This is a genomic window from Undibacterium sp. Rencai35W (genome assembly GCF_049340185.1).
GTDB lineage: Bacteria > Pseudomonadota > Gammaproteobacteria > Burkholderiales > Burkholderiaceae_D > Undibacterium.
Genome location: NZ_JBMPPC010000002.1, coordinates 135094 through 160508, shown reverse-complemented (window position 1 = coordinate 160508; position 25415 = coordinate 135094). Strand labels below are relative to the sequence as shown.

36 protein-coding genes are annotated in these 25415 nt (G+C 59.6%); 8 read left to right on the top strand and 28 right to left on the bottom strand.

Annotated elements, in window-relative coordinates:
* Nucleotides 1-103: 103 nt before the first annotated feature.
* A complete protein-coding gene (locus tag ACO0K3_RS04770; RefSeq protein ID WP_422982397.1) occupies nucleotides 104-985 on the top strand; it encodes a hypothetical protein in 882 nt (293 codons plus the stop codon).
* Nucleotides 986-1019: 34 nt separating this feature from the next.
* Here the strand turns inward: ACO0K3_RS04770 and ACO0K3_RS04765 are convergent, their stop codons facing one another.
* The 19 genes from ACO0K3_RS04765 to ACO0K3_RS04675 form a co-directional block, all read right to left on the bottom strand.
* Nucleotides 1020-1355 (bottom strand): phage tail protein, encoded by a 336-nt coding sequence (locus tag ACO0K3_RS04765; RefSeq protein ID WP_422982395.1) that lies wholly within the window; start codon nucleotides 1353-1355, stop codon nucleotides 1020-1022.
* On the bottom strand, nucleotides 1352-4111 hold the full coding sequence (locus ACO0K3_RS04760; RefSeq protein WP_422982393.1) for a phage tail tape measure C-terminal domain-containing protein: 2760 nt from the start codon (nucleotides 4109-4111) through the stop codon (nucleotides 1352-1354). The genes ACO0K3_RS04765 and ACO0K3_RS04760 overlap by 4 nt, the downstream gene beginning before the upstream one ends.
* A 65-nt stretch (nucleotides 4112-4176) precedes the next feature.
* On the bottom strand, nucleotides 4177-4485 hold the full coding sequence (locus ACO0K3_RS04755; RefSeq protein ID WP_422982391.1) for a hypothetical protein: 309 nt from the start codon (nucleotides 4483-4485) through the stop codon (nucleotides 4177-4179).
* Nucleotides 4469-4783 carry a phage tail assembly protein T gene (locus tag ACO0K3_RS04750; RefSeq protein ID WP_422982389.1) on the bottom strand — a complete coding sequence of 105 codons (315 nt, stop codon included), beginning with the start codon at nucleotides 4781-4783 and terminating at the stop codon, nucleotides 4469-4471. Before ACO0K3_RS04750 ends, ACO0K3_RS04755 begins: the two co-directional genes overlap by 17 nt.
* Nucleotides 4784-4857: 74 nt before the next feature.
* On the bottom strand, nucleotides 4858-5190 hold the full coding sequence (locus ACO0K3_RS04745) for a hypothetical protein (protein ID WP_422982387.1): 333 nt from the start codon (nucleotides 5188-5190) through the stop codon (nucleotides 4858-4860).
* Nucleotides 5191-5214: 24 nt separating this feature from the next.
* Nucleotides 5215-5634 (bottom strand): hypothetical protein, encoded by a 420-nt coding sequence (locus ACO0K3_RS04740; RefSeq protein ID WP_422982385.1) that lies wholly within the window; start codon nucleotides 5632-5634, stop codon nucleotides 5215-5217.
* 59 nt (nucleotides 5635-5693) lie between these two features.
* Nucleotides 5694-6053: a tail completion protein gp17 gene (gp17, locus tag ACO0K3_RS04735; protein WP_422982383.1), complete on the bottom strand. Its 360-nt coding sequence runs from the start codon at nucleotides 6051-6053 to the stop codon at nucleotides 5694-5696.
* A complete protein-coding gene (locus ACO0K3_RS04730; RefSeq protein ID WP_422982381.1) occupies nucleotides 6050-6442 on the bottom strand; it encodes an HK97-gp10 family putative phage morphogenesis protein in 393 nt (130 codons plus the stop codon). The genes gp17 and ACO0K3_RS04730 overlap by 4 nt, the downstream gene beginning before the upstream one ends.
* Nucleotides 6435-6767: a phage head closure protein gene (locus ACO0K3_RS04725; RefSeq protein WP_422982379.1), complete on the bottom strand. Its 333-nt coding sequence runs from the start codon at nucleotides 6765-6767 to the stop codon at nucleotides 6435-6437. The genes ACO0K3_RS04730 and ACO0K3_RS04725 overlap by 8 nt, the downstream gene beginning before the upstream one ends.
* Entirely contained in the window at nucleotides 6764-7342 is a 579-nt protein-coding gene (locus ACO0K3_RS04720; protein WP_422982377.1) for a head-tail connector protein, read from the bottom strand. Before ACO0K3_RS04720 ends, ACO0K3_RS04725 begins: the two co-directional genes overlap by 4 nt.
* The gene (locus ACO0K3_RS04715) at nucleotides 7326-7538 is read right to left on the bottom strand and encodes a hypothetical protein (protein ID WP_422982375.1); all 213 of its coding nucleotides are present in this window, start codon (nucleotides 7536-7538) and stop codon (nucleotides 7326-7328) included. Before ACO0K3_RS04715 ends, ACO0K3_RS04720 begins: the two co-directional genes overlap by 17 nt.
* A gap of 60 nt (nucleotides 7539-7598) precedes the next feature.
* On the bottom strand, nucleotides 7599-9008 hold the full coding sequence (locus ACO0K3_RS04710) for a phage major capsid protein (protein ID WP_422982373.1): 1410 nt from the start codon (nucleotides 9006-9008) through the stop codon (nucleotides 7599-7601).
* 151 nt (nucleotides 9009-9159) lie between these two features.
* The gene (locus ACO0K3_RS04705) at nucleotides 9160-10065 is read right to left on the bottom strand and encodes a S49 family peptidase (protein WP_422982371.1); all 906 of its coding nucleotides are present in this window, start codon (nucleotides 10063-10065) and stop codon (nucleotides 9160-9162) included.
* 83 nt (nucleotides 10066-10148) lie between these two features.
* A complete protein-coding gene (locus ACO0K3_RS04700) occupies nucleotides 10149-11453 on the bottom strand; it encodes a phage portal protein (protein WP_422982369.1) in 1305 nt (434 codons plus the stop codon).
* Nucleotides 11453-11671 (bottom strand): hypothetical protein, encoded by a 219-nt coding sequence (locus tag ACO0K3_RS04695; protein ID WP_422982367.1) that lies wholly within the window; start codon nucleotides 11669-11671, stop codon nucleotides 11453-11455. Before ACO0K3_RS04695 ends, ACO0K3_RS04700 begins: the two co-directional genes overlap by 1 nt.
* Before the next feature lie 130 nt (nucleotides 11672-11801).
* On the bottom strand, nucleotides 11802-12122 hold the full coding sequence (locus tag ACO0K3_RS04690; RefSeq protein ID WP_422982365.1) for a hypothetical protein: 321 nt from the start codon (nucleotides 12120-12122) through the stop codon (nucleotides 11802-11804).
* Between the two features lie 87 nt (nucleotides 12123-12209).
* On the bottom strand, nucleotides 12210-13919 hold the full coding sequence (locus ACO0K3_RS04685) for a terminase large subunit (RefSeq protein ID WP_422982363.1): 1710 nt from the start codon (nucleotides 13917-13919) through the stop codon (nucleotides 12210-12212).
* A 10-nt stretch (nucleotides 13920-13929) separates the two neighbouring features.
* Entirely contained in the window at nucleotides 13930-14391 is a 462-nt protein-coding gene (locus ACO0K3_RS04680; RefSeq protein ID WP_422982361.1) for a phage terminase small subunit P27 family, read from the bottom strand.
* 133 nt (nucleotides 14392-14524) lie between these two features.
* The gene (locus ACO0K3_RS04675; RefSeq protein ID WP_422982359.1) at nucleotides 14525-14857 is read right to left on the bottom strand and encodes an HNH endonuclease; all 333 of its coding nucleotides are present in this window, start codon (nucleotides 14855-14857) and stop codon (nucleotides 14525-14527) included.
* Nucleotides 14858-15056: 199 nt separating this feature from the next.
* Here ACO0K3_RS04675 and ACO0K3_RS04670 point away from each other — a divergent pair, with 199 nt between their 5' ends.
* The 7 genes from ACO0K3_RS04670 (at nucleotide 15057) to ACO0K3_RS04640 (ending at nucleotide 17467) form a co-directional block, all read left to right on the top strand.
* Nucleotides 15057-15302 (top strand): hypothetical protein, encoded by a 246-nt coding sequence (locus ACO0K3_RS04670; RefSeq protein WP_422982357.1) that lies wholly within the window; start codon nucleotides 15057-15059, stop codon nucleotides 15300-15302.
* A gap of 54 nt (nucleotides 15303-15356) precedes the next feature.
* Nucleotides 15357-15866 (top strand): DUF3489 domain-containing protein, encoded by a 510-nt coding sequence (locus tag ACO0K3_RS04665; RefSeq protein WP_422982355.1) that lies wholly within the window; start codon nucleotides 15357-15359, stop codon nucleotides 15864-15866.
* Nucleotides 15867-15868: 2 nt separating this feature from the next.
* Nucleotides 15869-16147, top strand: coding sequence for a hypothetical protein (locus ACO0K3_RS04660; RefSeq protein ID WP_422982353.1), 279 nt, complete (start codon nucleotides 15869-15871; stop codon nucleotides 16145-16147).
* Nucleotides 16148-16242: 95 nt separating this feature from the next.
* The gene (locus ACO0K3_RS04655) at nucleotides 16243-16461 is read left to right on the top strand and encodes a hypothetical protein (protein ID WP_422982351.1); all 219 of its coding nucleotides are present in this window, start codon (nucleotides 16243-16245) and stop codon (nucleotides 16459-16461) included.
* Between the two features lie 4 nt (nucleotides 16462-16465).
* Nucleotides 16466-16825, top strand: coding sequence for a hypothetical protein (locus tag ACO0K3_RS04650; protein WP_422982349.1), 360 nt, complete (start codon nucleotides 16466-16468; stop codon nucleotides 16823-16825).
* A 114-nt stretch (nucleotides 16826-16939) separates the two neighbouring features.
* Nucleotides 16940-17221, top strand: a complete 282-nt coding sequence (locus ACO0K3_RS04645; protein ID WP_422982347.1) for a hypothetical protein — start codon at nucleotides 16940-16942, stop codon at nucleotides 17219-17221.
* A gap of 15 nt (nucleotides 17222-17236) precedes the next feature.
* Nucleotides 17237-17467, top strand: coding sequence for a hypothetical protein (locus ACO0K3_RS04640; RefSeq protein ID WP_422982345.1), 231 nt, complete (start codon nucleotides 17237-17239; stop codon nucleotides 17465-17467).
* Here ACO0K3_RS04640 and ACO0K3_RS04635 read toward each other — a convergent pair.
* The 9 genes from ACO0K3_RS04635 to ACO0K3_RS04595 form a co-directional block, all read right to left on the bottom strand.
* Nucleotides 17457-18725, bottom strand: coding sequence for a site-specific DNA-methyltransferase (locus ACO0K3_RS04635; RefSeq protein ID WP_422982343.1), 1269 nt, complete (start codon nucleotides 18723-18725; stop codon nucleotides 17457-17459). The genes ACO0K3_RS04640 and ACO0K3_RS04635 overlap by 11 nt on opposite strands.
* A 197-nt stretch (nucleotides 18726-18922) precedes the next feature.
* Nucleotides 18923-19321 carry a DUF6362 family protein gene (locus ACO0K3_RS04630; RefSeq protein ID WP_422982341.1) on the bottom strand — a complete coding sequence of 133 codons (399 nt, stop codon included), beginning with the start codon at nucleotides 19319-19321 and terminating at the stop codon, nucleotides 18923-18925.
* On the bottom strand, nucleotides 19314-19529 hold the full coding sequence (locus tag ACO0K3_RS04625; protein ID WP_422982339.1) for a hypothetical protein: 216 nt from the start codon (nucleotides 19527-19529) through the stop codon (nucleotides 19314-19316). Before ACO0K3_RS04625 ends, ACO0K3_RS04630 begins: the two co-directional genes overlap by 8 nt.
* Nucleotides 19526-19993 (bottom strand): crossover junction endodeoxyribonuclease RuvC, encoded by a 468-nt coding sequence (locus ACO0K3_RS04620; RefSeq protein ID WP_422982337.1) that lies wholly within the window; start codon nucleotides 19991-19993, stop codon nucleotides 19526-19528. Before ACO0K3_RS04620 ends, ACO0K3_RS04625 begins: the two co-directional genes overlap by 4 nt.
* Nucleotides 19993-20277 (bottom strand): hypothetical protein, encoded by a 285-nt coding sequence (locus tag ACO0K3_RS04615; protein WP_422982335.1) that lies wholly within the window; start codon nucleotides 20275-20277, stop codon nucleotides 19993-19995. Before ACO0K3_RS04615 ends, ACO0K3_RS04620 begins: the two co-directional genes overlap by 1 nt.
* Entirely contained in the window at nucleotides 20258-22480 is a 2223-nt protein-coding gene (locus ACO0K3_RS04610) for an AAA family ATPase (RefSeq protein WP_422982333.1), read from the bottom strand. The genes ACO0K3_RS04615 and ACO0K3_RS04610 overlap by 20 nt, the downstream gene beginning before the upstream one ends.
* Nucleotides 22477-23235 carry a hypothetical protein gene (locus ACO0K3_RS04605; protein ID WP_422982331.1) on the bottom strand — a complete coding sequence of 253 codons (759 nt, stop codon included), beginning with the start codon at nucleotides 23233-23235 and terminating at the stop codon, nucleotides 22477-22479. Before ACO0K3_RS04605 ends, ACO0K3_RS04610 begins: the two co-directional genes overlap by 4 nt.
* A complete protein-coding gene (locus ACO0K3_RS04600) occupies nucleotides 23235-23738 on the bottom strand; it encodes a DUF6511 domain-containing protein (RefSeq protein ID WP_422982329.1) in 504 nt (167 codons plus the stop codon). Before ACO0K3_RS04600 ends, ACO0K3_RS04605 begins: the two co-directional genes overlap by 1 nt.
* A complete protein-coding gene (locus ACO0K3_RS04595) occupies nucleotides 23735-25411 on the bottom strand; it encodes a DEAD/DEAH box helicase (protein ID WP_422982327.1) in 1677 nt (558 codons plus the stop codon). The genes ACO0K3_RS04600 and ACO0K3_RS04595 overlap by 4 nt, the downstream gene beginning before the upstream one ends.
* Between the last annotated feature and the right edge of the window lie 4 nt (nucleotides 25412-25415).

Genomic DNA, 25415 nt, shown 5'->3' with positions numbered 1-25415 from the left:
AAAGAACTGTATGATTGTTGTTGAGTAATTTGCCTAATTCTGCTATTGCGGTATGCTGCATGGCATTGGCTCTCGAGTCGAAAATGCAGGATGAATCTCTCAGATGAAAAGCTATGTAATTGATCAGAACGTAATGCGCAAACCGATGCTTGCGGCATTGATTGCTGCGGAGCCGGACTCGTCATTCATCGTTCCAGATGTCGCTCTCCTCGAAATGAGCAAGGGCCAGAACTGGGAGGGGACTATGCGTCCTTCGTTAGCCGCGTTTGCGGGGGCGAATGATCGCATTTATGTCTCCTTGTCGATTGGCGAGGCTCTCAAGCGAGAGCGTAATTTTCTTAATGCGACAACAGTGCAAGATCTGATCACCGACGAATTCACTTCGTTCGTACGGTCTTTGATCAAAGAGCTGTCATCTGGCAGGCCCGCGATGTCGATGGAATTGATCCGCGCCAACTTTCCACAGGCATTTACACACTGGCAGACGGCTGACCTCAATGCAGACTCGGCCAAGGCGCGGGTGATTGAGTTGGTACATTTATTCAAAAAGGGACTAAAAAAAGAGGTAATCAAGGCATTGAGGAACCATAGCTATCCCCAGTACAGGCTTGCGTTGATTGCTGCCCAAGCTGAACAATTCGTTCTAAATCACATTCCCCCCAAAGTAATAGCTCCCGCAGCCGCTTATAAATTTCTTTCGTATCAGCCGATGACGTTCCGGTACACGGTCTTGCTCACCCGACATGCTCTCGACTGGGCGATCGAGGGTGGGCTAGATTCGCTGCCGACGGAACGTGAGCTCAACAATCTACTCGATATCGAATACGCACTCACAGCGTCGTACTTCGATGATCTAGTGACTGAAGACGGTGGAGCAAGGTCTGCGTTCTCTGACTTGAAGGAAATTCTCGCTATGTCCCCCGAGACGGTCGCGGCTGTTATGAAAGGTACGTTGCAGGAAATCCTGGCTGACCCCAAATTCTGACGCATCATGTTCGACCAAGTCACAATTCATACAATTAATTTCCGAAATCCTGCTCAAACGTGGCGGTGATCGTCCACAGCTTGTCGGTGTTGATCTGCGCCGCGTAGTCGGCGCACTTGAAGCGGGAGCTGGCTGTTTCGCCTGGCGGCTGCCAGTCGAATGCGGCAACGCCTCCCGCTGCCCGCAGAAAACCCATGATCGCGTCGCGCTCGGAAGCGCGCTTGTTGGCGAAGGTGAGCGACCATGATTGCGGATTGGTGTGCAGGCCGAAGGCGGTGCGCTGTTCGTAGCCGTCGCCGAACTTTGCCACCACGATCCTCGGCTTTTCGGTCAGACTGGCATTGCTCGGTGGGAAAGTGAATGTCGTCATGTCGCCAGCAAGCCTCCCGAGCGTTTCTCGGTCACGATCACTTCGCGCACTTTGGCGCCGATCATGGCGCCCAGTTGTGACATCTGCTTTGCATTCCCGGTCGACGATGTGGTGCTGTCGCCGGTCTGCGCATTTACCGTGATGTTGATGGAGACATCGCCACTGCCGGTGGACGGTTTTCCGGAGAGGCCACGTATCACGTCAGCTTGCGGTGCAGGCAGCACCATTTCCTTTTCGTGCAGTTGCGTCAGCGGGTTCACGCCGGACGGAATGTCATAACCGCCAGCGGCCGACATGACATCCATGCCGCCGCCGTCGCCGCCAGCCCACGAACCTGCCGATCCAGCGCCAGAGCCCGCGCCTGATCCGGAACCAAAGCCGGACGAAAACCCGCCCACCGCCATATCAACGATCCCGGCGATTGCCTTCTTGATCAGGATGCGCTCAATGTCGGCAAGGATGGACGTCGCCAGGCTCCTGAACGACAGCTTGCCGGTCTGTACAAAATTGACGAACGCATCCTCGGCGCCCTTGAAGGCATTGTCCATCGCGTTGCCGATCTGCGTGCCGACATCGTTGGCCGCTTCCCCATACTTGCGGATCGATTCGCGCGCATTGAACCACGGATCTTTCTGCTTGTCGTTTTGCTGCTGGATCAGGTCGATTGCTTTCTGGGTTTGCACGGCGCCGGCTGCGACCGCACCGGAAACATCTGCATTGGGATCCTTCAGCCGCAGTTGACGGATCCGCTCCTGCACTTCCAGGTCGATCTTGCGCGCGGCGGTCAGCTTGGCGATGTCGAGCGTGCTCTTGCCCATCAGGTCGATCGCGAACTGCTGCTGGGCGTTCGACAATTCCTGGTTGCGCGTCCATTCGATGGTGGCGCGGTCGAAATCGGAATAGATCTTGAGTTGTTCGGAACTGGTTTTGACCATGGCCGCGCTGGCCTCGGCTTCCGCTGCGGCGCGCTTGGCGGCAATCTCGATCAGCTTGACGTCGGCAGCGGCGATTTTTACCTTGTCGGTGTCTGTGCTGAGCGCCGCCTTGTACTTGTTGACGGCGGCGACTTCCTTGTCGTAGTCGGCCAGCGTCGCTGCATAGTTATCGGCAATGAGCTTGCGCTTTTCGTCGTAGTAGGTGCGGGCATTGATGTATTCGCTGTCATACGACTGCTTGAGGAAACCCTGCCGGGTTTCCATGCTCTTTTTCTCGGCGGCGATCAGGGCGTCCTCTGCCTTCAGATAGCCTTCGAGTATGGTCTTGGCCGGATCATCGGCCGGGCCGTCCGGCTTATCCTTGGGCTTCGGCACCCATGTCTTGCCCTTGGCGGCAGCCACACCGGATTCGTTACGATCGTCCAGCGCCCATGCCTGCTTCATTGCGTCCGAGTTGTGCCTGGCCTGTGCGACGATGTTGTCGCCGATCTCGCCCAGCCGACCCTTTGCGTCGGTCCAGCCAGCAATCAGCGCATCCTTCGCGCCGGTAAAGTCACCTTTGAGCACCTTGACTCCCGCATCTGCAACACCTCCCAGGCCGGAGCCAATCGCCGAGATGCTGCCGACGATCGATTCCGCCACGATGTAGACCACGGTCTTGAGTCCGTAGAAGAGCGAGGTGATGGTTGCGATGCTGTAGCGGAAGGTATTCACTGCGAACGGAAAGCCGTCGCGGAAAAACTCCGCAAAATCCGTCAGGATTGGCATGATATTGTCGGCCCAGGCACGCTTGAATCCATCCGATGTCAGTTGGGTCTCGCGGTTGAAGTCGCGCATCGCGTCTTCATAGCGCTTGACCGCTGCCTGCGATTCGGCGCCGATGCCAAGGTTATAGTCGTTCAGGCGCGCGGCAGCCGCACCCATCGCTTCCTTGGTGACGGTCGCAGCGGCGGCGACCTGGGCGGCGGTCCCAAGTCCGAGAGCGGAGGCTGCCTGGTTGCGATCCCATCCGGACGTATATTCATTGAGAACCGCATTTGCATTCTGGATGGTGTCCGTCAATGGCAACAGGTTGCCGTTGACGTCCTTATATTTGACGCCGAGCCGGTCCAGCTCGTCGGTATTCGTGCGGATCGCGCCGGCAGCGCTGTTGAACACCGATGTGTAATCCGATTTGTTCACGCCGAGCGCGGCGATCGCGGCATTGGTGGCCGACGCCTGCTGGGCGGTGAGGTTGAGAGAATTCTGGATTTCCTTGATTTCGTTGTTAGCCGTAATCAGGGCATCAATGCTCTCGCTCTTGTAACTGTCGCCGGTGAGCAGGCCTACGATGAATCCGAGCGAACCGCTGATGACCTTATACGCTGTATATACCGCGCCTAGCCCGACTGCCGCGAAAATGGCGCCGATGGCGACACTGGTAACGACAGCCTTGGCTTTTGCCCAGGCCGTGAAGCCGTCCCAGCCCTTTTGGACGGCCACAATTCCGACGCCGACGCCGGTTCCGATGCCTTCGGCAAATTTCTGGCCTACGGACTTGAAGTCAGCATCGTTGGCGGTATCGGCGATATTCTGTATCGCTTCGGCCGACTGCTCTGAACTGGAAATGATTGCATCGTTGGCGGCAACCATGTTGCCGCTCATTGCCTTGGCAGCGCGCTCCATTTCTGCTGCGGCGCGCATCAGGCTGCTCTGGAACTCCTCGACAGACGCCGTGGATTCTCCCATGCCAGATTGTGCGGCGCGCGAAGCCGTATCCATGTTGCTGACGAACCGGGATATATCCGCATTGACCGTGATCGAGAGATTGCCGAGCGCCATGTCTGTCCAATTAAAAAGCCGCCGGACTTGCGTCGGGCGGCTTGAGTGAAACGGGTTCTATTCTTTCAGGGGTTCTGCTTGTTGCCGGGCTCCTGGACCGTCGCCTTGTCGATCTGGCTATTGAAACGTTGACCGGCATCGGCGATTTTGCCAAAACCGACATTTCTGAGTGTCTCGTCGGCGGCAGGCATGACGACGTTGCGTACCGGACGGAGAAGCCGCCAGAGCAGCACAAATGCGCCCCAGCCCAGCCAGACAAGGAATGCCAGCAGAGCCAGCTTCACAGAAAATGCGCCACCGCCATTGCCAAAAATCGCGGCAATGCCTGCGGCAATTGCCAGCGCAATCAAAAAACCCTTAGTTCGTTTGCTCAAATGCCTTCTCCCTTTCCTGTTTTGCTTGTAGTGCCTGGAAAAACAATAACATCTTCCATTGGTGTGCTGTCAAGCCCTGAACGCGTGGATGGTCAGGTTCGCTGACATGGTCTTCCTGCGGCGGCGCGTGGTAAAGGAGGAAATCGCTTAGTTTGTACGGTTCCGGATGTTGCCTGCTGTCACGGTTCACATTCGCCAGGACCGACGCAAGATGCGCCTGCATCGCATCCTGCACGGAAACACCCCATGGCTCAATGGCATAAAATTCCTGCAATTCGAGGTAATCGGCGTAAGGCATGGCATCGATTTCGCCCGGCAACTTGCCAAGAGTGATCGCCAGTCTGCATCGGAAGCGGCGATCCGGGCTGTCTCTTAGTTTTTTGTGTCGGTGACCTTCTTGAACCCGTTCACTTCCAGCGTCTTGCCAACCAGCACATCCATGACAGCGTTGCTGGCAGATTTTAGTGCCGATAGATCGTCGTCCGTGAAGACCCGTTGCCGGTCGCTGTCCACCACCGAAAGCATGACCATGGAGAGACCAAACTGATCTGTCCTGTCATCCTGTTTGAGCGCCGAGCGCAGACCTTCCACTTCGGTGACGCTTAATTGCATGATGCCCACTTCACCGAAGCCGTCGATGTCCAGCGTGGTGATTTTTGGTTGCAGCGCAGCCAGCAATGCGGCTTTATCAAATCTGTTTGTCATGTTTCCTCAGCTTGTCTATCAAATTCATACGGTGGTGGTTACGCCTGTGATCTTCAGGCTGATGGCGAGATCCAGCTTGCCATCCACCTTTGCGGTCGGTCCGTCGTACTTGGTGACGTAGGCGTTGAAGCTGATCGTGATCGGTGTCGCCGAGCCACCGAGTATCAGCTGGTAGGGAGATGTCCGTCCCGCCAGTACGTCGGCGTACAGCGCCTTCTGCACCGCCCCGCCCGTGTAGTTGCAGGTCAGCGTAATCGTGCCGGGGTCGAGCAGGCCCGGTACCGATTCCTTGCCGTCGGACAGCAGGTGTGTGACATCCACCACGGCGACACTGACGCCGCCGAGCTGTATATCGGTGCATTCCTCAATGTCGGCGAAGACGACCGGGCCGGCCCCCGTACCGTGTTGCAGCCGGGTGCCCTGACTGCGGATGGCATTGGTCATAAATGGCTCCTAAAATGAAAAGGCCGCCCGCAGGCGGCCATCGGTAGAAAATGGAATGTTCAGTCGTAAAACCAGAGCGAAAAATCGGTGCGCTCGCGGAACAGCTTGGTGTCGACTTCGTATGCGGCGCCTTCCGCGATGTGAACCGCGCCAAGATCAGGATTTGACAGCATCGCTTTCCTGACCTCGTCGCGCAGCACGATGGCGATGGCCCGTGTTTCTGCATACACGTCGATCTGGAAATGCGGATTGGCGAGGCCACTATCTCCTTGCAGGGAATGGACACGCATGCCGGTAATCTTCTGAAAAATGACATACGGCGGCGCATCGGTTTCCTCCACGCGATCCGCACTGATCACGACGCCGACGAGCGCCGGCCAGGCGCTCAGCGTCTGGAAGATTGCCGCTTCGACGCTCACTGGGCATCCCCGATAATGGATGCGATACGCTCGACCATCATTTCCTGCGCCCGGGGTGCTGCCGCCTGGACGCCAGGACGGAAGAAAGGCCGCGCCGGTTGCTTTGACGTGCCGAATTCCTCAAATATCGCGTAGTGCTCCTGCTGGCCTTGCGCGCTGTCGTCGATCTGCACGATCGCCGAGGCAGTGTCGATGCCATGGGTCTCGATGGTGTCGATCGCACTGGCAAGGTTGCCGGTCCGCACTGGCGCCCGCGCCCGGATTTCTGCTTCGATGATTGCTGCGCCGTCCACGACAATGTCCGGTAACGCAGCACGCAATGCGTTATGCAGGGCGTCGACGCTCGCGGCAAAATCGTCCAGCCCGGTAACCTGCGCAGCGTCAGCCACGATTGGCTCCAATCGCAACCGCCAGATCCACATACTCGCGGCCCTGCGTGTCGGGCAGTACCGCGGCGATGTTGTAGGTTGCGCCGCGATACACCACGCGCATGGCCGCAGTAACATCCTCGCGGTACCGGATGCGGATGCTGGCAATCGCCTTGCTCACCTCAACCTGTCCGGCCATGTACTCCTTGCCGGAGAGCATGCGGATATTCGCCCACACCAGCGCAAAGTCGACCCAAACGGGAGCGGACTGGCCGAGGCCATCCTTGTCGCCGGATTTGCGTTGTATGGTCACCAGCCGATTGAGACTTCCGGACTGCAGGGTCATACATAGGTCCGCACGCGATATTCCGCGATCAGGCCGTCGAGGAACGGGTTTGTAACCAGCGCATGCTTGCTTGATACCTCGCTTGCCGCGTCGCGGTTGGCGAACCAGTTGCCGATCTGCAGCTTCATCCAGCGCTTGATACTGTCCGGAACATCGGACGGCTTGCCAAACCCCGAGAGGTATTCAACGGTGACCGCATCGGGGCGCGTGGTGACGTCAGGAAATTTATCGATTCCAGCTCCCGGAGAGATGATTGCGAGTCCGCACGATTCCGCCAACGTGTAAGCGGTGAGCGTCTGCAGGAAGTTGGCAGTGTCGAAATACTGGATCGACGCGATCGACTTTACACGGCCGCGATTCAGATACCAACGCGAAGTCGGGAATCCCGACAGGGTTTCACGATAGCTGGTGTCGGTCAGGCCGCAGCGCAATTCCGATTCGGCCATCGACTGCACGTCGTTGATCAGTGCCGTCAGGTCCGCATCGTATTCATGCTCGTCGGCGGTCAGGCGAACCTGCAGCCTGGCGTCGTCGAGCGTGAGCGCCGGAACCGGGATGTCAGTCCGGTTGAGCATTGGCTGCCTTTGGTTGCGCTTTCCGGATCACCTTGCCGGACTGCTCTTCGTCCGCTCCCGATGCGATATTGGCAGTCGCAGACACCTCATCGGCGACACCCGCCGTGATCAGCTTGTCTGCAATGTCGATGCTGAAATGTGCGGTCTCACCGGGGTTATAGCAGCGGTAGTGTCTCTTGAATTTGATGGATTTCATGGGCCAGTCTTCTGAATGAGCGAATGCGCGGGCCTGGGAAGTCCGCGCATGGAAGGGTGATTAGCGGTACCAGGTCACGCCATCCAGGACGGCAATTGCCTCGGCATGTCGTGGCCCGAAGTCGTTCTCGGTGATGATGCGGATCAGCGTCAGGTCGCGCTGGAACGCGGACACCGGATTGCCGGTTGCCGGATCCGTATAGGTGGCGTCCATCGAGATCGCAACGGACAGATTCATCGATTCGCCGATCACCATTTCGGCGAAATCGACGAAGTACAGTTCACTGCCGTTGCCGGTGGCCCCGGACGAGGACAGATTGGTCGGGATCTCAGTCGTGATGCCGATCGGGAAGCCACGGAACATGCCATCGGCAATTTCAGGAAACACCTTGTTGCCGGTCGTGGTCAACAAATCACCGAGGAACTGCATGCTATCCGGATGCATCAGCCAACCCGGCTTGCGCAGGCGGATATTGGCGCGGCGCAGCGCCAGCACGCAGCGTCCGGCATCAAGCATGATGGCTTGCACCAGTTCCTGTCCGGTAAGTGCTGCAGTCGGCGTTGCCTTGAGCACGTTCTGCGCGAGGCACCAGTTGCGCAAGCCCTTCGGCGTGCTGTTGGTGCCGTCGCCGCGAATGAAGGCCACGTCTTCGGCGTTGGCCATGGAAAATGCGGTGTCCTCGACAATCAGCGCATCGACACGGGTATCGATGCCGGCAAAGCGGATCAGGTCATTGCCAATTGGCACCAGGCAGGCCAGTTTCTTGGCGACCAGTTGCACATCGTCGAAGCTCTGTTGCGACACTGGGGCATCGGCGTCGCGTCCGATGTAACCGGCCACCGCGCCGCCAGCAAGACGAGGCATGGTCAGGTTGCCATTGTTGAGCGGCAGCGACAGCGGCCCCATGCCGCGCACGACGGCGTTCGGGACGAGACGCTCGATCACAGTTTGCGCCAGCACTGACGGGATCAGCACCGCGCCGCCCGAGGCGTTCACGGAGGAAAGTGCCATGGCGACGCCATCGCCGACACCGTTGGTCATCATTGTCTTGCGCGCAAACTCTGCGCCCGCGACCAGATTGCCGGGAGAATGCTTGAGAGCAGCGACGATCCCGGAGAACACGCTCATGTTGTGGGCGGTTTGTGCTACGTGATCCTTTGGTCGCGCAAAATACTGACCGCTTCCAGCTAAACCAACCTGATTTGCCAGGCCGGAGGCCAGTGCTGTGGCTTCGGCCTGCGCCTGCTTGCCGGTTTCGACGCTGTCGACCGGGACGGCCGACGCCATGGCGATGCGTTCTGCACGATCGAGGGTATCGATCTGCGCGGAAAGCGCCGTGAACCGTGCTTCCAGTTCGGAAAATTCAGTGGTTTCTGCCTCGGACAATAGCGTGGTTTGCGCCTGCACGGCAAGCTCCTGCACTCGGGTGTTCAATTGGGTGCGTTCGCGTTTCAGTTTCTGGATACTCATCGGGACTCCGTTGGAAATAAAAAACCCGCCGGGGCTTGCGCCAGAGCGGGTTGGGAATGCCTGACACGCGAACGCGGTCATGGCGAAATCGGGTAAATGGAAACCGTCAAACCGGAAGACTTGATGGCGCTCCGGTGTTCAGGTCAGCGGGCTACATGTGAACCTGCAGATTCATTGCGCTTGCTCTTAGGTGCAGTGCCTGACGCTGCATCTGCATGCGGAAGGACTGCTGCGTTTGCACCGCCCGCGTGTCTGCGATACCGGACGCGATGCGATCAATCGCTTCCTGTGGCGTTTCCAGACGGTCGGCGAGACCAGCGTCAACGGCTTCCTGCCCGAAATAAAGTGCTGCCTGCGTATCGATAACCTGCTGCTGGGGCATGGCACGAAACTGCGCGACCGCGCCGGTGAATTGCTGGTAGCTTCTGTTCACCATCTGGGTCAACTGCTGGAGCGAGCCCTCGGTGAGCGGTTCGTTGGGTGTGAGGTTGTTCTTCATGTCGCCGCAATACACTGCAGTGATCTTGATGCCCATCGCCTCGTTCATCTTCGAGACATCCATGTGCTGCGCGATCACGCCAATCGAACCGACCCCGCTGGACTGGCTGACGCTGATGTCGTTGCAGGCGGCAGCGAGCAGGTAGGCGCCGCTCATTGCGCTGAAATGAACGATCGCGGTGGTCGGTTTGATCTGGCCAGCGGCGCGGATCTGGTCAGCCAGCTCAAATGCGCCGGTTGCAGCGCCGCCGGGACTGTCGATGTCGAACACGATGTGGGCAACATCGGGATCGGACAGCGCCGCATTGACCTGTGCTGCTACCGATTCATAGGCGGTCATCTGCTGGCACAGTTTCAGGTTGCCGGTGCGCGGCACCAGCGGACCGGCAATTGATATCATTGCGATGCCGGAAGCGGTGTCGTCGTCTTCCCCATCGTCTTCATCATCGGGGCCGGCGCCTTGCATGGCAGTCTGCGGTAGCGTCGCAGCCGACGCGTCGGAAAACAGGTGCGACCGGGCGAGTTCGACGGCCAGCGCCATCAGTTCGGGCGTCATCATGTGCGCCCGGTTAAAAATCTGGGAGATAAGATGCGGATACATAGGGGAGTAAGTGGACGAATAAGTGGACAAATAAGCACGATTCATGAGAGCAGGGCCTCGATTGCGGCAATCTGTTTGTCGGTGGCGCGCGCAGGTTGACCGGCCGGCGGAATACCCGGTTGCGGCGTCCGTGCGTCGGTCATGTTCAGCGGCTGCAGGTAAATATCGCCGCCGGCAACCGGCGGCAGGTTCTCCATGCGGCGGATGTCGTTGATCGACATCCAGCCCCACTGGCGTGCCTGGGCGTAGGCCGCGTAACGCGACGTGATGTCGCCGCGCAGCAGGCCGGCGACGCTGAACTGGATAATCATTCCTCCCAGTCGTTCTTCATCAGAGAGGAAATCCCGCTCCATTGCCTCCTCATGGCGCTTCAGCCACGGCATCAGCGTGTAGATCACGAACTCCAGCGATTGCTGTTCGATATTCGAGTGGGTTGCACGGTCGAGGTCGCCCAGCATGTGCGCCGGGATGCCGTAAATGCGGGCGATGTCGCGCACGCCGTACTGGCGCGCTGCGATCAGCTGGGCATCCTCATTGCTCATCGACAGCGGCTTGAAGTCCATGCCTTCCTGCAGCAGTGCCACCCGGCCGGCGTTGTCCGTGCCGGCATATTTCGCGGCCCATTCGGTCGTGATCCGCTCGATGCCGGCGGGATCCTTGATCGCCGGCGCGGTGGCCGGACGCGTGATCACGCCCGACAGATGCGTGCCGTTGCCGAACATCTTGCCGGTATGGCGCTCGGTGCTTAGCGCCACGCCGATGGCGTCGCGATGAAGCGATACCGGCGAGATACCGGTATAGGCGTTGTCCGAGATCCAGCGCACATGGTGGATGTCGCGCAAGGGGAAAATTCCCTCGATGCCGTCCGGCATGCGCAGGATCCGGTAGTAAGGCATGCGGTCGACCGGACTCACCATCACCTGTACGCGGTCGGCGTTGAGCGGATAGAGACTGTTGACCCGACCACCGCGATCATAGAATTTCAGCGCGAATGCGTTGCCGCGCAGTCCCAGCGACAGCTGCTTGAATTCGTTGAACTGGAACGGTGTCTGGAACGCGTTCGGTGCTACGCGCAATAACGCATAGGCAGGATGATCCCTGACCAGCGTGCGGCCATCGTCCGGCGTGGTCTGGTAAAAATTCACCGGCAGTTGCGCCACCGCTTCAGCCAGGATGGTCACGGCTCGCTGAACGGCAGTGAGTGCGAGCGCGGTCTGGGGCGTTACCACGGCGCCGGAATCGGCACGAATGCCCCAGCCGCCACCAAGGGCTGAGCCCAGCCAGCCACCACTGCCTTGCTGGGTCACATTACCGTTGCCGGCAAATACAATGTCGGAAAAGAACATCAGTGGTCCTGCGCATCTCTGGTGTTGCGAGCGGCGACTGCCCGTGCGGCCATGAACGACCACATGAGCAGTCCTGCACCGGCAACGATCAATGCCGCCGGCCAGTAAATGAAGCCAATACCGGCGACGAATAACGCGAAGCCAACCAAGCCGACCAGAAACGCAATGAGATCAAGATGCGCATTGGCCCATGCGGCCAGTTTTTGGTTAGATCTCATTTGACTGTTGCCGTGATCGATGCCGGTACCTGGGTAGTCCGCCTGCCGGGCAATTTATGAAGCCAGCGCAGCACGATGTACCTGAACTTGCTCATGATTTCACTCCAGTTGCCGGGCAGGCGAAACACGATTACGCCAGCGTGACGGTGATCGACTGTGGCGCGTCGTAGGTCGCGACGGTCGGATGCGGCACCGTGAAAGGCTGGGTAATGGCGGTGCCGATGGCATTGCCGCTGGTATCCAGACGGACGGCAGTGGCCAGATAATCGCCGGTGGGAACGTTAGCAAACGTCGCCTGCGTTTCGGTACCTACATGAGCGGCGATGGGATTCCCGCTGGCGTCGTTGACCGGCTTTCCGGCGACGTCGGTGATCGCGAGACTGAGTTGTCCGGCGGTGATGCCGGTCGGCAGGGCGAGCGGACTGGTGGTGATATTCAGAATGACATTCATGCTTGATCCTTGTTGGAAGTGCAGTTAAAAAAGCCCGCACCAGACAAACGCCTGGACGGGCCGAAAAAGGTGATTCAGATTTGCGCGTTAAATGCCGACGCCCTGGTCATAGATCGATTCCATGATCGCGCCCGGCAGGCTGGCGCGGGCCAGCGCCATGATCAGCGCAACAATGCCGTCGATCTTGTTCTCGGGGCGTTCCTTGCGCGGATAGATGTTGTCCTTGGCATCCAGATGGGCGACCACGTTGGACACCATCCAGGTCAGGACCGGATCGCCATCGTGGATCAGCTTCCTTTGCAGCGCCAGCGCTTCGAGCGTCTTCATCGGCTCCGAAAAGTTGAGCACGGTGGGACGTACCTCGATCATCGGCAGGCCCTCGGCGATCATGCGGGTCGACAGTTGCGTCGCCTGAAACGGATCGAACGCCACTGCCTGGATCGCGAAGCGCGACACCGCATCAATCAGATCTGCTTCGATCCAGCTGAAGTCGATCACATTGCCGGGAGTAACGGTCAGGCGTCCGGTGCGCATCCAGCCGGGGTACTGGCTGTTGCCAGTCGCCATGACAGTATCTTCCGGCAGGTAATAGCGTCCGAAGACGGCGAAGCCGCCCGCGATATCCGGGTGCGCGAATACCAGCACCAGTGCCGCGATATCGGTCTTGCTCGCCAGATCCAGTCCGATCCAGCAAGGCTGTCCAGCAAAGTTGTCGAGATTCAGTGCCGGGTCGGCGCAGCGATCCCAGGCGCGCATGTCCATCCACGCGGTATCGGCATTGACCCATTCGTTCAGGTGCTTGGTCTTGAAATTGTTGACCGCGCTGGGCAATTGCATTGCCTTGGCCTGCAGCGGCAACAGGATTTCCGCTCGTACCGAGATACCCCAGTTCGGGTTGGCTTTTACCAATGCTGCTTCGCTGGCCCAGTCGTCGCCGTCATCCAGTCCGAATATGATGCCGAACTGACTGTCGTCTTCGAACACGCGGTCCAGCAGTTTCGTTACGAAAGTGCGCACCTCGTAGCAGATGCCGGCGCGATTGCTGCCAGCGGTAGTGATCACCCACAGTAGCGAGTTGTCGCGCTTGCCGGTTCCGGTTTCAACCACGTCGTAGACGGTGCGCGTCTTGTGCGCGTGCAGTTCGTCGACGCAGCCGAAGTGGATGTTCAATCCATCCAGGGTCGAGCCTTCCGCCGACAGCGCCTCGAACTTGGAACCTGTCGCCAGAACGTGCATGTTGTGTGCGCCAACGGCAACGCCAAAGCGTGAGCGGAAACCGCTGGACTTGCGCGCCATCGTCTGCGCATCGCCAAACACGATACGGGCCTGGTCGCGGGTGGTCGCCAGCGAATACACCTCTGCGCCACCTTCTCCATCTGCAGCCAGCATGTACAGCGCAACTGCCGACGACAGCGTCGATTTGGCATTGCCGCGTGGCACCTCGATATAGGCGCGACGGAAGCGTCGTGTCCCGTCTGCCTTGACCCAGCCGTACACTGTAGACAGGATGAAGACCTGCCATGGCTCCAGTTTGATCGACATCCCGGCCAGCGGCCCCTTTACGTGCGGCAGCCGCTCAATGAAGGCGCACAGGTTGTCCGCCGGAGCGAATGTCTTGCCCGTGCGGTCTGTCAGTTTCGGATTGAAGCGGTATGGACTGCCTTTACCCTTGAAGCGCGCCAGATCGTCCAGTTGCCTTTGGCACGCGAGCTGCACCCAGCGGCAGGCCGGAATGTCTCTCGCCACCACGGCTTCGGCGTATTGCCGCGCCACGGTGGCATATTTAGCTCTCGTCATTGATCTGCGTTCATCCAGCGATATCGGCCCAAGGATCCAGATCGCCAGCAGCTTCCAGCGGCAGCGTCACCCGGGAGCGCGATGCCGGCGTAAAACCCATCTCGGCGGCAGCTTTCATCATGATCTGCGCCTGCTTGTTGGCGATCGCAAGGTAAGGCGATTGCATCGGGACGCCGGTGTTCGGCGCCTTGACCAGCAAGCCTGTCTTGGTCAAGCCGGTCTGTGCCTTGTTGTACAGATCCGCCGCGCAGGACCATATCTCCAGAATCGAACCATCCAGCGTGCGCAGCAGTCCAGGCGGCGCCGCGCGAACAGCGGCGCGCCACGCATCCTTGGCACCGTCTGAGAGATAGGCGGGCGGCTCGATCAGGACGCCCTCCGGTTTTGGTTCACGCGGGTTGAGTTTGCGTTTGCCGGGATTACCTGCAATGAGCTTGAGCGCGGTCGGCTTGGGTGTTCGGCCTCGCGGCATCGTCGTATCCAGTAATGGGGAACCCCCCCTATGCGAATTTCGCGGGTACAAAAATTTGACTTGGCGCACGCATCGGCGAGCCAGCCTTCCAGAAAATTGACACCCCCACGGGGGCTACGCGCCTGTGCCAGCTTTATGGTGCGCGACGTCTTGCCCGCAGCGCCGTCTCGCTGGCGGTCTTGCGGTTGTGGCAGGGCACGCAAAGCGCCTGCAGGTTCGCTTCGTCCAGCCGTGCGCCGCCATCCTTGATCGGCAGTACATGGTCGGCGACCACCGCCGCCACGATCACGCCACGCGCCTCGCAACGGCAGCACACCGGGTGCAGCCGCAGGAAGGCGGCACGCAGGGTACGCCATGCCACCGACTGGTAGAAGGTACGTTCGGCATCGAAACCACGCCGAGCGCGACCATAGTCGCGATGCAATGCGACCTGGTGCCTGGCGCAGTAACCCGGCGTGACCAGCACCGCCGGGCAGCCCGGATGTCGGCACGGCGTTGGAGCAGAGCGGGGCACGGGTCAATCTTTCTGCGGCTTTTTAGCAACTACGCGCAAGGGTTCGCAATCATTCGCAAGAACCATCGAATACCTACTTGGCTTTTGATCGGAATGAAGCGTTCATGTCGTTGTCGCGATTGACGACGCAACCAGACCAAGGAGAAACAGCATGACCAGAGACACCAGCGAAATCGCCGGACACGCCAAGGATTACCTGCGTGGATTCGGATCAACCGGCAACAACGCATTGCAGCAACTTGCCGCATTCAAGGATTGGCAGCGCATCGCACAGCAAGAACTAGAACGCCGCGCCTGCCGCGTGATCGGGTGTTTTGACGACGACATCCTGCAAGCGATCGCCTCCGGCCAGATCGACCTCCCGGCGCTGGCCAACGAAGTAGCGGCAACCAAGTAAAGCATCACACCCCGCCAACCGGCGGGGATTATCCAACCTCAAGGAAACCGAACCATGACTACCACGATCAAACTCACCGACACCCAACGCACCGTCTTGTTACAAGCAGCAGAACGTCCAGACGGCAACATTGAACCGCTGCCACCGCAACTGAAAGGTGGTGCGCGCCAGAAGGTGATCGACGGCTTGTTGAGCCGCGACCTCGCCAAGAAAAAGCGCAAGGATATTGTGATCACCGACGCAGGCTACGCAGCGGTCGGCTGCAGTCGTCCGCAAGTAGCAACGCCGGCCGATCCCGATCTGGACATCGCCGTCAAAACCGCCGAGGCGACGTGGCAAGGCGATGGCCAGCCGCGCGAAAAAAGCAAACAGGCGCAAGTGATCGCCATGTTGAAACGTCCGGAGGGCGCGACCATCGCGCAGATCGTTGAGGTGACCGGCTGGCAGACGCACACGGTGCGCGGCACCTTTGCAGGCGCCTTCAAGAAAAAACTCAAGCTCGACATCACCTCCACCAAGGAGCCCGGCGCTGATCGCGTCTACATGATCAGCGCAGGAGCGTGAGCATGGCGGACGACTTGTTTGCGGGAATAGCGCTCAACCGCTTCGAGACCGTTCGCTTCTGCGAGGGACCGGATGGGCGATTCCGGTTGATGTGGCAAATCAATATCCCGACCGCGCTGTTTGCCGGGCATTGGTTCGACTACGGCCTGACCGTGCTGCGCATGGCTGACGACGAACAGCAGGGTTATACCTTCATCGCGCCGCGCCAGCTGATCAAAGTGCAGTTTTACGATTCGGCGCTCGAGGCCATGCATGCGGCCATTGAGGCGTTACCTAAATAGCGACAAACATGTGCGATATCACGTAATCATCGCTTGATGATTTTTGTGAATGAAGCGTTCATGTAAGCGTCATCAACAACAACGGAATGAACTCCATGCAAACAAATACGGATTTTTACCTTAACCAGCTCAAGCGCCTCGTCGGCGGACGAATCACGGCCCTCGCGCGGACAGGCCCTCCGCAGGACGCTTTCGATGAAGAATTTTTCGGGATTGTCATCACACTACAGAACGGCAAGGAATTGACCCTGACGTTCCTCGCTGACGACGAGGGCAACGGCCCCGGTAGCTTCGAAATTCTTGGAAAGGAGTAAGCGCATGACCATCATGACAATCACGATCGAACGCACACCGCGCACGCTGACTGTCGGCGGCAACGCCATCCAGGTCGAGGAACTCGATTTGCGCGTGCCATTTGCCCGCAAGCCTGCCGATCTCAGTGAGGTTGGCGGATCGGGAAGCTACCGGGTCTTCGTTACCGAAACGCGGGAGATGAGCGCGATTGAATTCGACGCTTTTGCCGCGCAATTATTGTTGTCGCGCGAGTGGCTGAGCGGCAAGGGCGGTTATGCCGAGGACGGCAGGTTGTGTGTCGAAATCAGCGCACCGGGCCGACCCATCCTGCTCGTGGATCCATCAGGCAGCGATTATGGCCGCTATGTGGCGCGAATCGGCTGACGGGATCGAATGACTTTTTTCACAGGGGCGCGAGCCCCTGAATTATTTTGAGGACATCACATGAAACGCACGAGGAACAATGCTGGCCTGCAGGTATTTCCAACCGGAAGCCCAATGGCACTTTCGCTACTCACTCGCAATAACCTGACTCCGGCTGATATCAATGACGCGATTGCGCGATACATAGCCGCAGAGCGACAACCCATCGGAACCCTGATCGGCGTCACTGGAGACGGACTGTTTGCTTCGGAAACTAGAAACTGGAGTTCCGCTTTGCCGGGAGCATTTGCCAAGCCGCTGATTTTCATCCCATGGGCGCAAATATTGGAATTGCTCGAACGGATACCGGTTGGCGCGACGGGAAAATTGTTCAACAGCCGCGGTACCCGGCATTGATTTCGGGAGACCTCCATGCTCAAACTGATTACGATTTTGCAAAGTCTCAAACAACAACCGCGTCAACTCACGGACGAGGAGAATTTATATCTCGAACAGATTGGCAGCGAGCTTCGCCGTGCGGAGAACGACACGGCGCGCTGGCGTATCCTCGAACGCGAGGGACTGGCCCAGTTCGACGGATTTGGCTTCGATGATGATCTTGTCGCCAAGCTCGTCGATTTCCGTCAACGTGCTATGCATTGACCGGAGAAGCTAACGCATCGAATTCCAGCCCGTCGGACTGGCGGGTTGCTTTCTTCCCGCTCCAGTCCTGCCACCGCTTCACGATCACATCCACGTATTTCGGATCGAGTTCCATGAGTCGTGCATGACGCCCGGTTTTTTCGGCGGCGATCAAGGTGCTGCCTGAACCGCCGAAGCAGTCCAGCACAGTGTCGCCCGGGCGGCTTGAGTTGCGGATGGCACGCTCGACCAGTTCGACCGGCTTCATTGTCGGGTGCAAGTCGTTCTTTTGCGGTTTCTTGACGTTCCAGACGTCGCTCTGGTTACGGTCGCCGCACCAATGGTGCTTCGCGCCATCGCGCCAGCCATACAAAATTGGTTCGTATTGCCTCTGGTAGTCGGAGCGGCCGAGCGTGAACGTGTTCTTGGCCCAGATAATGAAGGTGGACCATTTGCCGCCTGCAGCGCGGAAGGCCATTTGCAGCGCATCGAGTTCGGAAGAACTCATTGCGATGTAAATGGCGCCGTCGCAGCGTGCCATGGCAGGAGCCAGCGCCGCCAGCAGGAAGCCGCCAAATGCGTCGCCCAGATTGTCGTTCATGATGGCGCGGCTTTTGCCGCGCAACTTGTCCTTGGCACTGTTGGCGTAGTCGACGTTGTAGGGCGGGTCTTGCCAGATCATGTCGACATGCGATTCGCCCAACAACGCATCGTAGCTCTCGGGCATCGTCGCGTCACCGCAAAGCAACCGATGATTACCGAGAATCCAGACATCGCCGGAAACAGACACTGGAGTTGCGGCAACGCCCGGCACGTCGTTTTCGTCGGTCAGTCCCGCGTTTTCAGGTTCGCCGCCGTTGATCAGTGCGTCCCATTCATCGGACGAAAAACCAGTCAATCCCAGGTCGAATCCGCCGTCCTGCAATTCGGCCAGTTCAAGGCCAAGCAGTTCGTTATCCCAGGTGGCGTTCTCGCCGATCTTGTTGTCTGCCAGGATCAGGGCCTTGCGCTGGATTTCGGTCAGATGCGTCATCGGTACCACCGGCACTTCGCTCATGCCAAGCTTGCGTGCGGCGAGGAGACGACCGTGGCCGGCAATGACATTGTCTTCGCCATCGACCAGTATCGGCGCGCCCCAGCCGAATTCGACGATGCTGGCGGCAATTTGTGCCACCTGTGCGTCGGAGTGCTGCTTGGCATTTTTGGCATACGGGATCAGAGCATCGACCGGCCGCAACACAATCTGGATCTCAGCAATGGACGAACGCAATTCAGGCATGGGATCCGGGAAATGAAAAACCCGCGAGAAGCAATGCTCGTCGCGGGCTCTTGAATGTGATTTGGTCTGCAGTTCAGCTCAGATGCAGCTTTCGCAACCATAGCCGAAATCATAGACTAATTTTCCTGAAACGCGTCACGCCAGGATGACCCCACTTTCCGCAATTTCCCTCATGCGCCAGCAATGTCCCGCAGATTTCATCCACTTCCCGCAATCTCTCGTGGCTGATTGATTCGCTTGCAGAGCGCCGACAGGGCAGATTGCCAGCGGCGCTGCGCGGTGCTGACCGAGCAGGCGTTGCGCTTGGCAATGTCGGACCAGGAATAGCGCTGGGCGCGCATCCATACCAGATGACGCTGCTCCTGTTCGAGCCACTGCATCCAGCTCATCGTCTCGAGCATGCGGTCGACAGCTTTCGGATCCGGTGGAAATCGTCGGGGCGGGGGATCGTCGCCTGCCATGCGCTCGTATTCGGTGCGTACAAACAAAGGCCAGACGTTGTAGTAGCCCTGCACCCGGACGGGTGGCAAGCGTCGGGCAATCTGGTCCGCGTCGATAAGTCGTTCAGCCACTGCTTCGATGGTCCAGTCAGTCATGCTGCCCTCCGTTGCTGGTTGAGCCGTAGAGACGTTGGTCCAGGCGGCGCACGAATTCGCGCTCGACGAAATCGAGCCGCTCGTCGGTTTCCGACACCACCAGAATGCGCTGATCGCGCCAGCCGCTTTGCTTGACCGCGTCCAGATCGGTGGATTGTGCCAGCAGCCGGTCCAGCGGACAGCGGTAGGATTGTTTGTGGATTTTCATATGGCGTCCTCCTGGGTATCGATTGCCCAGTGCAGCAGCGCCAGCGCATCGGCTTCGTTGTCGTCGGCCGGTGCGTGGCCTTTGCTTCGCATGGCGGCGATCATGTCGTCCTTGCCCGCATTGCCCTTGCCGGTCGCGTGCTTCTTGATCGTGCCTACCGGTACGCCCTGGTACGGGATGTTGTGGTGTTCGCACCAGGCGGTGAGATGCGCCATGAAGCCACCATAGGCATGCGCGGCATCGACGCCCGCGTGATTGCGCACCTCTTCGAAGTAGACGACGTTGATGCCATCGACTGATTGCTTGACTTCGGTGAGCGAGCGCTTGAAACGCAGGAAGCGCATGCCGCCACCTTCGAAGCGTTGGGGTTTGAACGATTGCGTGCCGCTGGTGATGCCGTTGTCGCGTGTGCGGATAGCCCAGCCGGTGGCCGTGCCCAGATCGAGCGTGAGAATGACTTGCATCAGACACCCCCGAGCGAGAGAACCGCCCTACGTAGCGTAGGGAAACCCATAGGGTTCCCTACTACGTAGTAGTAGGGTGAACTACTGGATTCTGGAAACCCTGCGCAAACCCGCATGGATTCTGGGGTTGTTGCCAGAATCCGCAGAATCCAGCCCAGAATCCGCTGGATTCTGGAATCTGCGTCAAGTCCCTGATTTATATCGGTTTGACCATCCAGCCAGAATCCAGAATCCGGCACGCGTGGATTCTGGGATTGGGGTAATTCATGCATGTATTTCGTCATCGTTGTACTCCTCGCTTTCGTGATGTTCATCCTGATAGATCCAGATCTGGGGGTTTTCAACTGGCAGTACTGCGCCGCTTTGGCGGCATTTGTAATGGGTAGGCAGCACCGACACCGGTGCCTCGTGAATCTCGCCCGTGTCGGGGTCAGGCGGCCCGGTTGGGCGCAGGAGGGCCATGCCTTCCACGCACAGGTAGCCGAACTTGCTGCGGGTCGGCGCCGTCAGCCCGTAATCGCGCGGATTCTGAAAAAATTTCACGTAGCCCTTGGTAGCCAGCACACCGATGCGCTCGGCAACCGTAGAGCGGCCACCCAGACCCGCCTGGTTCTCGAAGCTCTCCGCGAACTGGACGACCGTGTAGGCGCGCCCTTTCTGCGCCTCGTCGAACAGCATCTGCAGGATCACGTCGTGCTTGCGCCGGCGCTCGGCATCGAGCTTGTCGCCATAGTCCTGCTTCACCAGGCGTTCGACGTTCGGATCCTGCTCGCACCACGCGCCATTGAGTTTGTCGACATGTTTGGTCGGAATGCCCGGGCCATTGCGCAGCTCGAAAATCAGCTGACGCGTGGTCCTGCTTTCGTCCGGGCGAAACAGCAGCATCCCGGTGGTGTAATAACCGCGCAGGCTGCCGGCGCCCGCGAGCGCCTGGAACGGGTCTTCCTCAAACTGCTTCTTCGATAGTTTTTTGGTATGGTGGGCGAGGATGATCCCCGCTTCCGGATTGACAGCATCGCGCAGTCGCTCGACCCGTTGCGAGAGGAAGTACAGCATCGCGGCGTTGTCGTTTTCCCCTCCGCCATCGTCACCGCCGTCAAACACGTTGCGGATCGGATCAATCACGATGATGTCAGGCTTCTCACCGCCGAAAGCGTTCGCAATCGCCGGAATGATCTGCTGCAGGCCATGGTCGTCGAGCACCATGCGCAACTGGGATGTGGCCACCAGATTGCGGCGTGCCTCCAGCATGCGCGATGCCGGCAACTTGATGTCGCGCATCCGCTCGCGCAGATAGTGGTACTGCACTTCCGCCTGCAGGTAGAACACGCGCAGCGGACGTGGCGGCCGCATACCCAGAAACGGAGCGCCTGCCGCCATATGGGCCAGCCACGACAGCAGGAAATCACTCTTGCCGACCTTGGGAGCACCGCCGAACACCAGCATGCCGCCCGGCGTGAGCACGCGCGGATTGATGATGTCGTCAGGAATAGGACTGAGATCGTCCAGCATCGCACCGAGAGAAAACACCGGCAGCGACGCGGGCGCCGCCTTGATCGTCGCGCGTTCGCCTGTTGCGATGAAAGCCTTGCAGTCGAAGCCATCGGCGACGGCATCGGCCGCATCCCATTTTTCCGGCATGGCGTCGGGCGGCAAAAGAATCGAGACCGACAGCGCGCCGGCAGCCACGATGGCCTGGGCCGCAGCTTCGGCATAGTCCCAGCCTGGGCTATCCTTGTCCGGCCAGATCAGCACATGCTTGTTGCGCAGCGGCGACCAGTCGGTCTTGTCGACAGGCGCTTTGGCGCCATTCATTGCGGTCGTCGCACAAATGCCCAGCCCGATCAATGCCTGCGCACACTTTTCACCTTCGGCCAGCACCACGGTCGTAGACTTGACGACCGCCGGCAGGTTATAAAGCGGACGCGGATCGGGCGTGCGCCAGGCGCGGGCACGCACATCCCATGGCCTGAATTCCTTGCCGCTCGGCGGATCGTAGCGGTAGACACAGGCGATCAACTCACCGCTGGCCGTGGTGTAGTTCCACTTCGCCGTGTAGGGGCCGAGTTCATCAATGGCCGGACTGCGGATATCCGTCCGGGCAGAGGCAAGGGGTGTGACCGGACGCATGCCCAGCCACTGACCGATCTCGGTCGCAACAACAGGAAAATCCCTTTCAATCGAATAGCCCCGGATTCTTGCCCACAGGTCGAACAGGTCGCCGCCTTCGCCGGAAGCGAAATCTTTCCACAACCCTGCATGCTCACCGGCCAGTTCCACCACGAGGCTTTTGCCGGGATTGCCATCGGTGTCGCCGACATAGAATTTCCCACCGCGCACCCGGCCCTGCGGCAGCAGATAATGCAGAACCGCATCGATGCCTGCCAACAGCCCGTGTCGCAATGCAGCTGTGTCTTCCCGCTGCATGCGCGGATTGACCTGACCGCCAGCATCGTTGAAATCGAACCAGTCGATGCCATTTCTCATGCCTGTTTGCTCCAGCAGCGCTCCTGCCAGTTACACCAGCGGCACTCGTAATGGGACGAATCGTGCGCAATGCGCGGCAGCAGTTCACCGGCATCGGTTGCCTGCAGGATCTGCACCGCGCGATCGGATCCCCGTTGCGCCAGCGCTGCGTCGAACGGCACCAGCTCGAAATACAGTTCCTGGCTGTCCTTGTTGATTGCGGTGAACAGAGCCGGGTGAGCCGAGATGCCTGGTACCGCCGGTTCCATGTAGGCCTGGTAGATCGCGATCTGGGTCGCATAGACTGGTTTTGACAGCGCGACGCCACGTTTCACGCAATCGCGCCAGTTCTTGTCATTCATCGTCTTGCATTCCCATAGCGCGGGATAAAGCATGCTGAGCGCTGCCGGTCCGGCGGCAAGGATGCCGTCGACATGGCCGCGCACGCGTCCGCGGGCGACGGCGAAACCGAACTGGTCGCCACTTTGCCTGCGGGTGTAGATTTCGAATCCGGCCAGCCGCAGCCAGCGGATCGCCAGGTCCTCCAGCGTGTGGCCGACCTCGAAGATGCGCAGCGTGCGTCCCGGCAGTTCGCGCTCCGGGTCGACCGGCGCCTGCACGAACTCGTATTGCAGCGCGCGTGCGCAGGCGACCCCCAGTCGCGATGCACCGAGATAAGTGCGCGCTGCCTGTTGGTCGCGTTCTGCCTGCAGCGCGGCGTCCAGCACGGCGGCGACGCGCTCGTGAAATTTCGGTTGGGAGTTATAGTCGAGCATCAGAACGGCACTCCCGTACCACGCGCCAGCGATCTGTGTTGCAAGCCATGCTGTTGGGTTTGCTGCGGGGCTTGCTGTGAATTTTTCTGAGAATTTTGCCGAGAAGCCGCCAGCCTTTCTTCCAGGAAGGCGAGATCGCGCTTTGCCATCTGCTCGTGCGCGTCGATCATGTATTCCTGATAGGCGCTGACAATGGTTTCGACCAGTCCCTGCACTTCGCGCTTGCTGTAGTCGGCCAGCGGCCGATCCATGCCGATCGCGCCGACGTAGTCGCCCAGTGGCGCCAGGCAGCTTTGCAGTGCCGCAAGTTCGAGTTCAGACGGATCAATCATGCGACCCTCCGTTTTGATGACGATGCGCGAGAATGCCGCCTGGCAGCGCATGGAGCAGAAGGTGAACCGTCGGCGTAGAGCGGGCGCGACGTCGATCTGAAGATGAATGCGGATGTGCGGCGCCTGCCAGCCGAAACCCTTTGCTTGCCGATAACAGATTGCGCATCTCAAGCCGCCTCCCGTTGTGCTGCATTGGCAGCGAACACCAGATTCTTGATCTGTGGCTTGCTGAAGTGGAAAGCCAGCATCGCCGACGCCTGGTAGCGCGTCAGGCCGTAGTCGTTGCGATGCTGGAGCGGCAGATATTTCATTTGCGCCGGAGTCGGCGGTTCGTTGAGCCAGCGCTTGGTCTTGTGCGCGGAGTCGGCGTTTTCATGGTCGTTCAGCCAGTCGTCGGCTTGCGCCAGGCACACCGAACGCTCGCCGATGCCGAGCAGGCGCGTCGGCAGGGACTTGCCGCCGCCCAGTGAATGCCAGCGCCCACTCAGGTAGAACACGCCGCCCCAGGCCGAGAAGCCCGTGGCCACCAGCGCGCAGTCGTCGCCGAACAGGTCGCACCAGCGGAAATTGGAGCGCGCGAGCAGATCGACCTCGGTCATGATGAAGTCGGTCAACGCCTCGGCCCCGTCGTCGCAACGCTCCCAGACAAAGCCGCATAACGGGCACTCACGGCAGGCGGCCGGAACGTCCGCCTCGCAGCCAGGACATTCCTTGACCGGCGCATCGCCGGATGAAGATTCACGACCGTCGAGATTCGCCTCCTGCTCAAGCTGGCCGTGCATCAGCGTCGCGGTGCCGAAGTCCAGCACGATACAGTCGCTCTTGAACACGCCTGGATATTCGGCCGGATCAACGGTGCGCAGGCCGCGTCCTATCATCTGCATCAGGGTTGATTTGTGTGAGCTCGGACGCAGCAGCACGATGCAGGAAGTTGGGGTGTAGTCGTAGCCCTCTGTCAGGACGGCGACGTTGACGACGATCTGGGCGGCGCCGGATTCGAAAGCGGCGAGGCGCGTTTTGCGCTCGGCTTCCGACAGGTCGCCATGCACCAGCACCGCCGCGATGCCGGAGGTATTGAATGCCTGGCATACGCTGTCGGCGTGCGCGACGGTCGAACAAAAGACAATGGTCTTGCGGCCGGAAGCCTTTTCGCGCCAGTGACGGATCACTGCATCGGTGACCGGCGTCTTGTTCATGATCGCCTCGACCTCGCTCATGTCGAAGTCGGAAGCCGTTCGCTTGACCTGCGACAGCGCGTCGGCGGTACCGACATCGACCACGAAAGTGCGCGGCGGCACCAGATGGCCGGACGCGATCAGTTCGCCGAGGCGTATCTGGTCGGCGACATTGGTAAAAACTTCGCGCAGGCCCTTGCCGTCGCCGCGCATCGGTGTCGCCGTGACGCCGAAGACCTTGGCTTTCGCATTCTTCTGCAGCACGCGCTCGATCACGCGGCGATAGCTGGCCGAGGCCGCGTGATGCGCCTCGTCGATTACCAGCAGGTCGAGCTCCGGCATCGTATCGAGATGGTTGTCGCGCGACAGGGTCTGCACCATCGCGAAGATGGCGCGGCCATCCCACGATTTGGTTCTGGCGTCGAACACCGAGGTGCTGACGCCGGTGTTGATGCGCTCGAATTTGGCACGGTTCTGTGCAACCAGTTCGTCGCGGTGGGCCAGGATGCAGGCTTTGGCGTCGCGGTTGGCCAGCATGCGGCCAGTGGTGGCCGACAGCATGACGGTTTTGCCGGCGCCGGTCGGCGCCACGCCCAGCGTGTTGCCGTGAGCGTCGAGCGCCGCTACCGAGCGCTCGACAAAGATGTGTTGTCGTGGTCTGAGCATCATGGCA

What these genes read in the sequence shown, in the direction of transcription:
- ACO0K3_RS04770 (WP_422982397.1), top strand. Translation starts at nt 104, where the DNA reads ATGAAAAGCTATGTAATTGATCAGAACGTAATGCGCAAACCGATGCTT.
- ACO0K3_RS04765 (WP_422982395.1), bottom strand. Translation starts at nt 1,355, where the DNA reads ATGACGACATTCACTTTCCCACCGAGCAATGCCAGTCTGACCGAAAAG.
- ACO0K3_RS04760 (WP_422982393.1), bottom strand. Translation starts at nt 4,111, where the DNA reads ATGGCGCTCGGCAATCTCTCGATCACGGTCAATGCGGATATATCCCGG.
- ACO0K3_RS04750 (WP_422982389.1), bottom strand. Translation starts at nt 4,783, where the DNA reads ATGCCTTACGCCGATTACCTCGAATTGCAGGAATTTTATGCCATTGAG.
- ACO0K3_RS04745 (WP_422982387.1), bottom strand. Translation starts at nt 5,190, where the DNA reads ATGACAAACAGATTTGATAAAGCCGCATTGCTGGCTGCGCTGCAACCA.
- ACO0K3_RS04740 (WP_422982385.1), bottom strand. Translation starts at nt 5,634, where the DNA reads ATGACCAATGCCATCCGCAGTCAGGGCACCCGGCTGCAACACGGTACG.
- ACO0K3_RS04725 (WP_422982379.1), bottom strand. Translation starts at nt 6,767, where the DNA reads ATGACCCTGCAGTCCGGAAGTCTCAATCGGCTGGTGACCATACAACGC.
- ACO0K3_RS04720 (WP_422982377.1), bottom strand. Translation starts at nt 7,342, where the DNA reads ATGCTCAACCGGACTGACATCCCGGTTCCGGCGCTCACGCTCGACGAC.
- ACO0K3_RS04715 (WP_422982375.1), bottom strand. Translation starts at nt 7,538, where the DNA reads ATGAAATCCATCAAATTCAAGAGACACTACCGCTGCTATAACCCCGGT.
- ACO0K3_RS04710 (WP_422982373.1), bottom strand. Translation starts at nt 9,008, where the DNA reads ATGAGTATCCAGAAACTGAAACGCGAACGCACCCAATTGAACACCCGA.
- ACO0K3_RS04705 (WP_422982371.1), bottom strand. Translation starts at nt 10,065, where the DNA reads ATGATGACGCCCGAACTGATGGCGCTGGCCGTCGAACTCGCCCGGTCG.
- ACO0K3_RS04700 (WP_422982369.1), bottom strand. Translation starts at nt 11,453, where the DNA reads ATGTTCTTTTCCGACATTGTATTTGCCGGCAACGGTAATGTGACCCAG.
- ACO0K3_RS04695 (WP_422982367.1), bottom strand. Translation starts at nt 11,671, where the DNA reads ATGAGATCTAACCAAAAACTGGCCGCATGGGCCAATGCGCATCTTGAT.
- ACO0K3_RS04690 (WP_422982365.1), bottom strand. Translation starts at nt 12,122, where the DNA reads ATGAATGTCATTCTGAATATCACCACCAGTCCGCTCGCCCTGCCGACC.
- ACO0K3_RS04685 (WP_422982363.1), bottom strand. Translation starts at nt 13,919, where the DNA reads ATGACGAGAGCTAAATATGCCACCGTGGCGCGGCAATACGCCGAAGCC.
- ACO0K3_RS04680 (WP_422982361.1), bottom strand. Translation starts at nt 14,391, where the DNA reads ATGCCGCGAGGCCGAACACCCAAGCCGACCGCGCTCAAGCTCATTGCA.
- ACO0K3_RS04670 (WP_422982357.1), top strand. Translation starts at nt 15,057, where the DNA reads ATGACCAGAGACACCAGCGAAATCGCCGGACACGCCAAGGATTACCTG.
- ACO0K3_RS04665 (WP_422982355.1), top strand. Translation starts at nt 15,357, where the DNA reads ATGACTACCACGATCAAACTCACCGACACCCAACGCACCGTCTTGTTA.
- ACO0K3_RS04660 (WP_422982353.1), top strand. Translation starts at nt 15,869, where the DNA reads ATGGCGGACGACTTGTTTGCGGGAATAGCGCTCAACCGCTTCGAGACC.
- ACO0K3_RS04655 (WP_422982351.1), top strand. Translation starts at nt 16,243, where the DNA reads ATGCAAACAAATACGGATTTTTACCTTAACCAGCTCAAGCGCCTCGTC.
- ACO0K3_RS04650 (WP_422982349.1), top strand. Translation starts at nt 16,466, where the DNA reads ATGACCATCATGACAATCACGATCGAACGCACACCGCGCACGCTGACT.
- ACO0K3_RS04645 (WP_422982347.1), top strand. Translation starts at nt 16,940, where the DNA reads ATGGCACTTTCGCTACTCACTCGCAATAACCTGACTCCGGCTGATATC.
- ACO0K3_RS04640 (WP_422982345.1), top strand. Translation starts at nt 17,237, where the DNA reads ATGCTCAAACTGATTACGATTTTGCAAAGTCTCAAACAACAACCGCGT.
- ACO0K3_RS04635 (WP_422982343.1), bottom strand. Translation starts at nt 18,725, where the DNA reads ATGCCTGAATTGCGTTCGTCCATTGCTGAGATCCAGATTGTGTTGCGG.
- ACO0K3_RS04630 (WP_422982341.1), bottom strand. Translation starts at nt 19,321, where the DNA reads ATGACTGACTGGACCATCGAAGCAGTGGCTGAACGACTTATCGACGCG.
- ACO0K3_RS04625 (WP_422982339.1), bottom strand. Translation starts at nt 19,529, where the DNA reads ATGAAAATCCACAAACAATCCTACCGCTGTCCGCTGGACCGGCTGCTG.
- ACO0K3_RS04620 (WP_422982337.1), bottom strand. Translation starts at nt 19,993, where the DNA reads ATGCAAGTCATTCTCACGCTCGATCTGGGCACGGCCACCGGCTGGGCT.
- ACO0K3_RS04615 (WP_422982335.1), bottom strand. Translation starts at nt 20,277, where the DNA reads ATGACGAAATACATGCATGAATTACCCCAATCCCAGAATCCACGCGTG.
- ACO0K3_RS04610 (WP_422982333.1), bottom strand. Translation starts at nt 22,480, where the DNA reads ATGAGAAATGGCATCGACTGGTTCGATTTCAACGATGCTGGCGGTCAG.
- ACO0K3_RS04605 (WP_422982331.1), bottom strand. Translation starts at nt 23,235, where the DNA reads ATGCTCGACTATAACTCCCAACCGAAATTTCACGAGCGCGTCGCCGCC.
- ACO0K3_RS04595 (WP_422982327.1), bottom strand. Translation starts at nt 25,411, where the DNA reads ATGATGCTCAGACCACGACAACACATCTTTGTCGAGCGCTCGGTAGCG.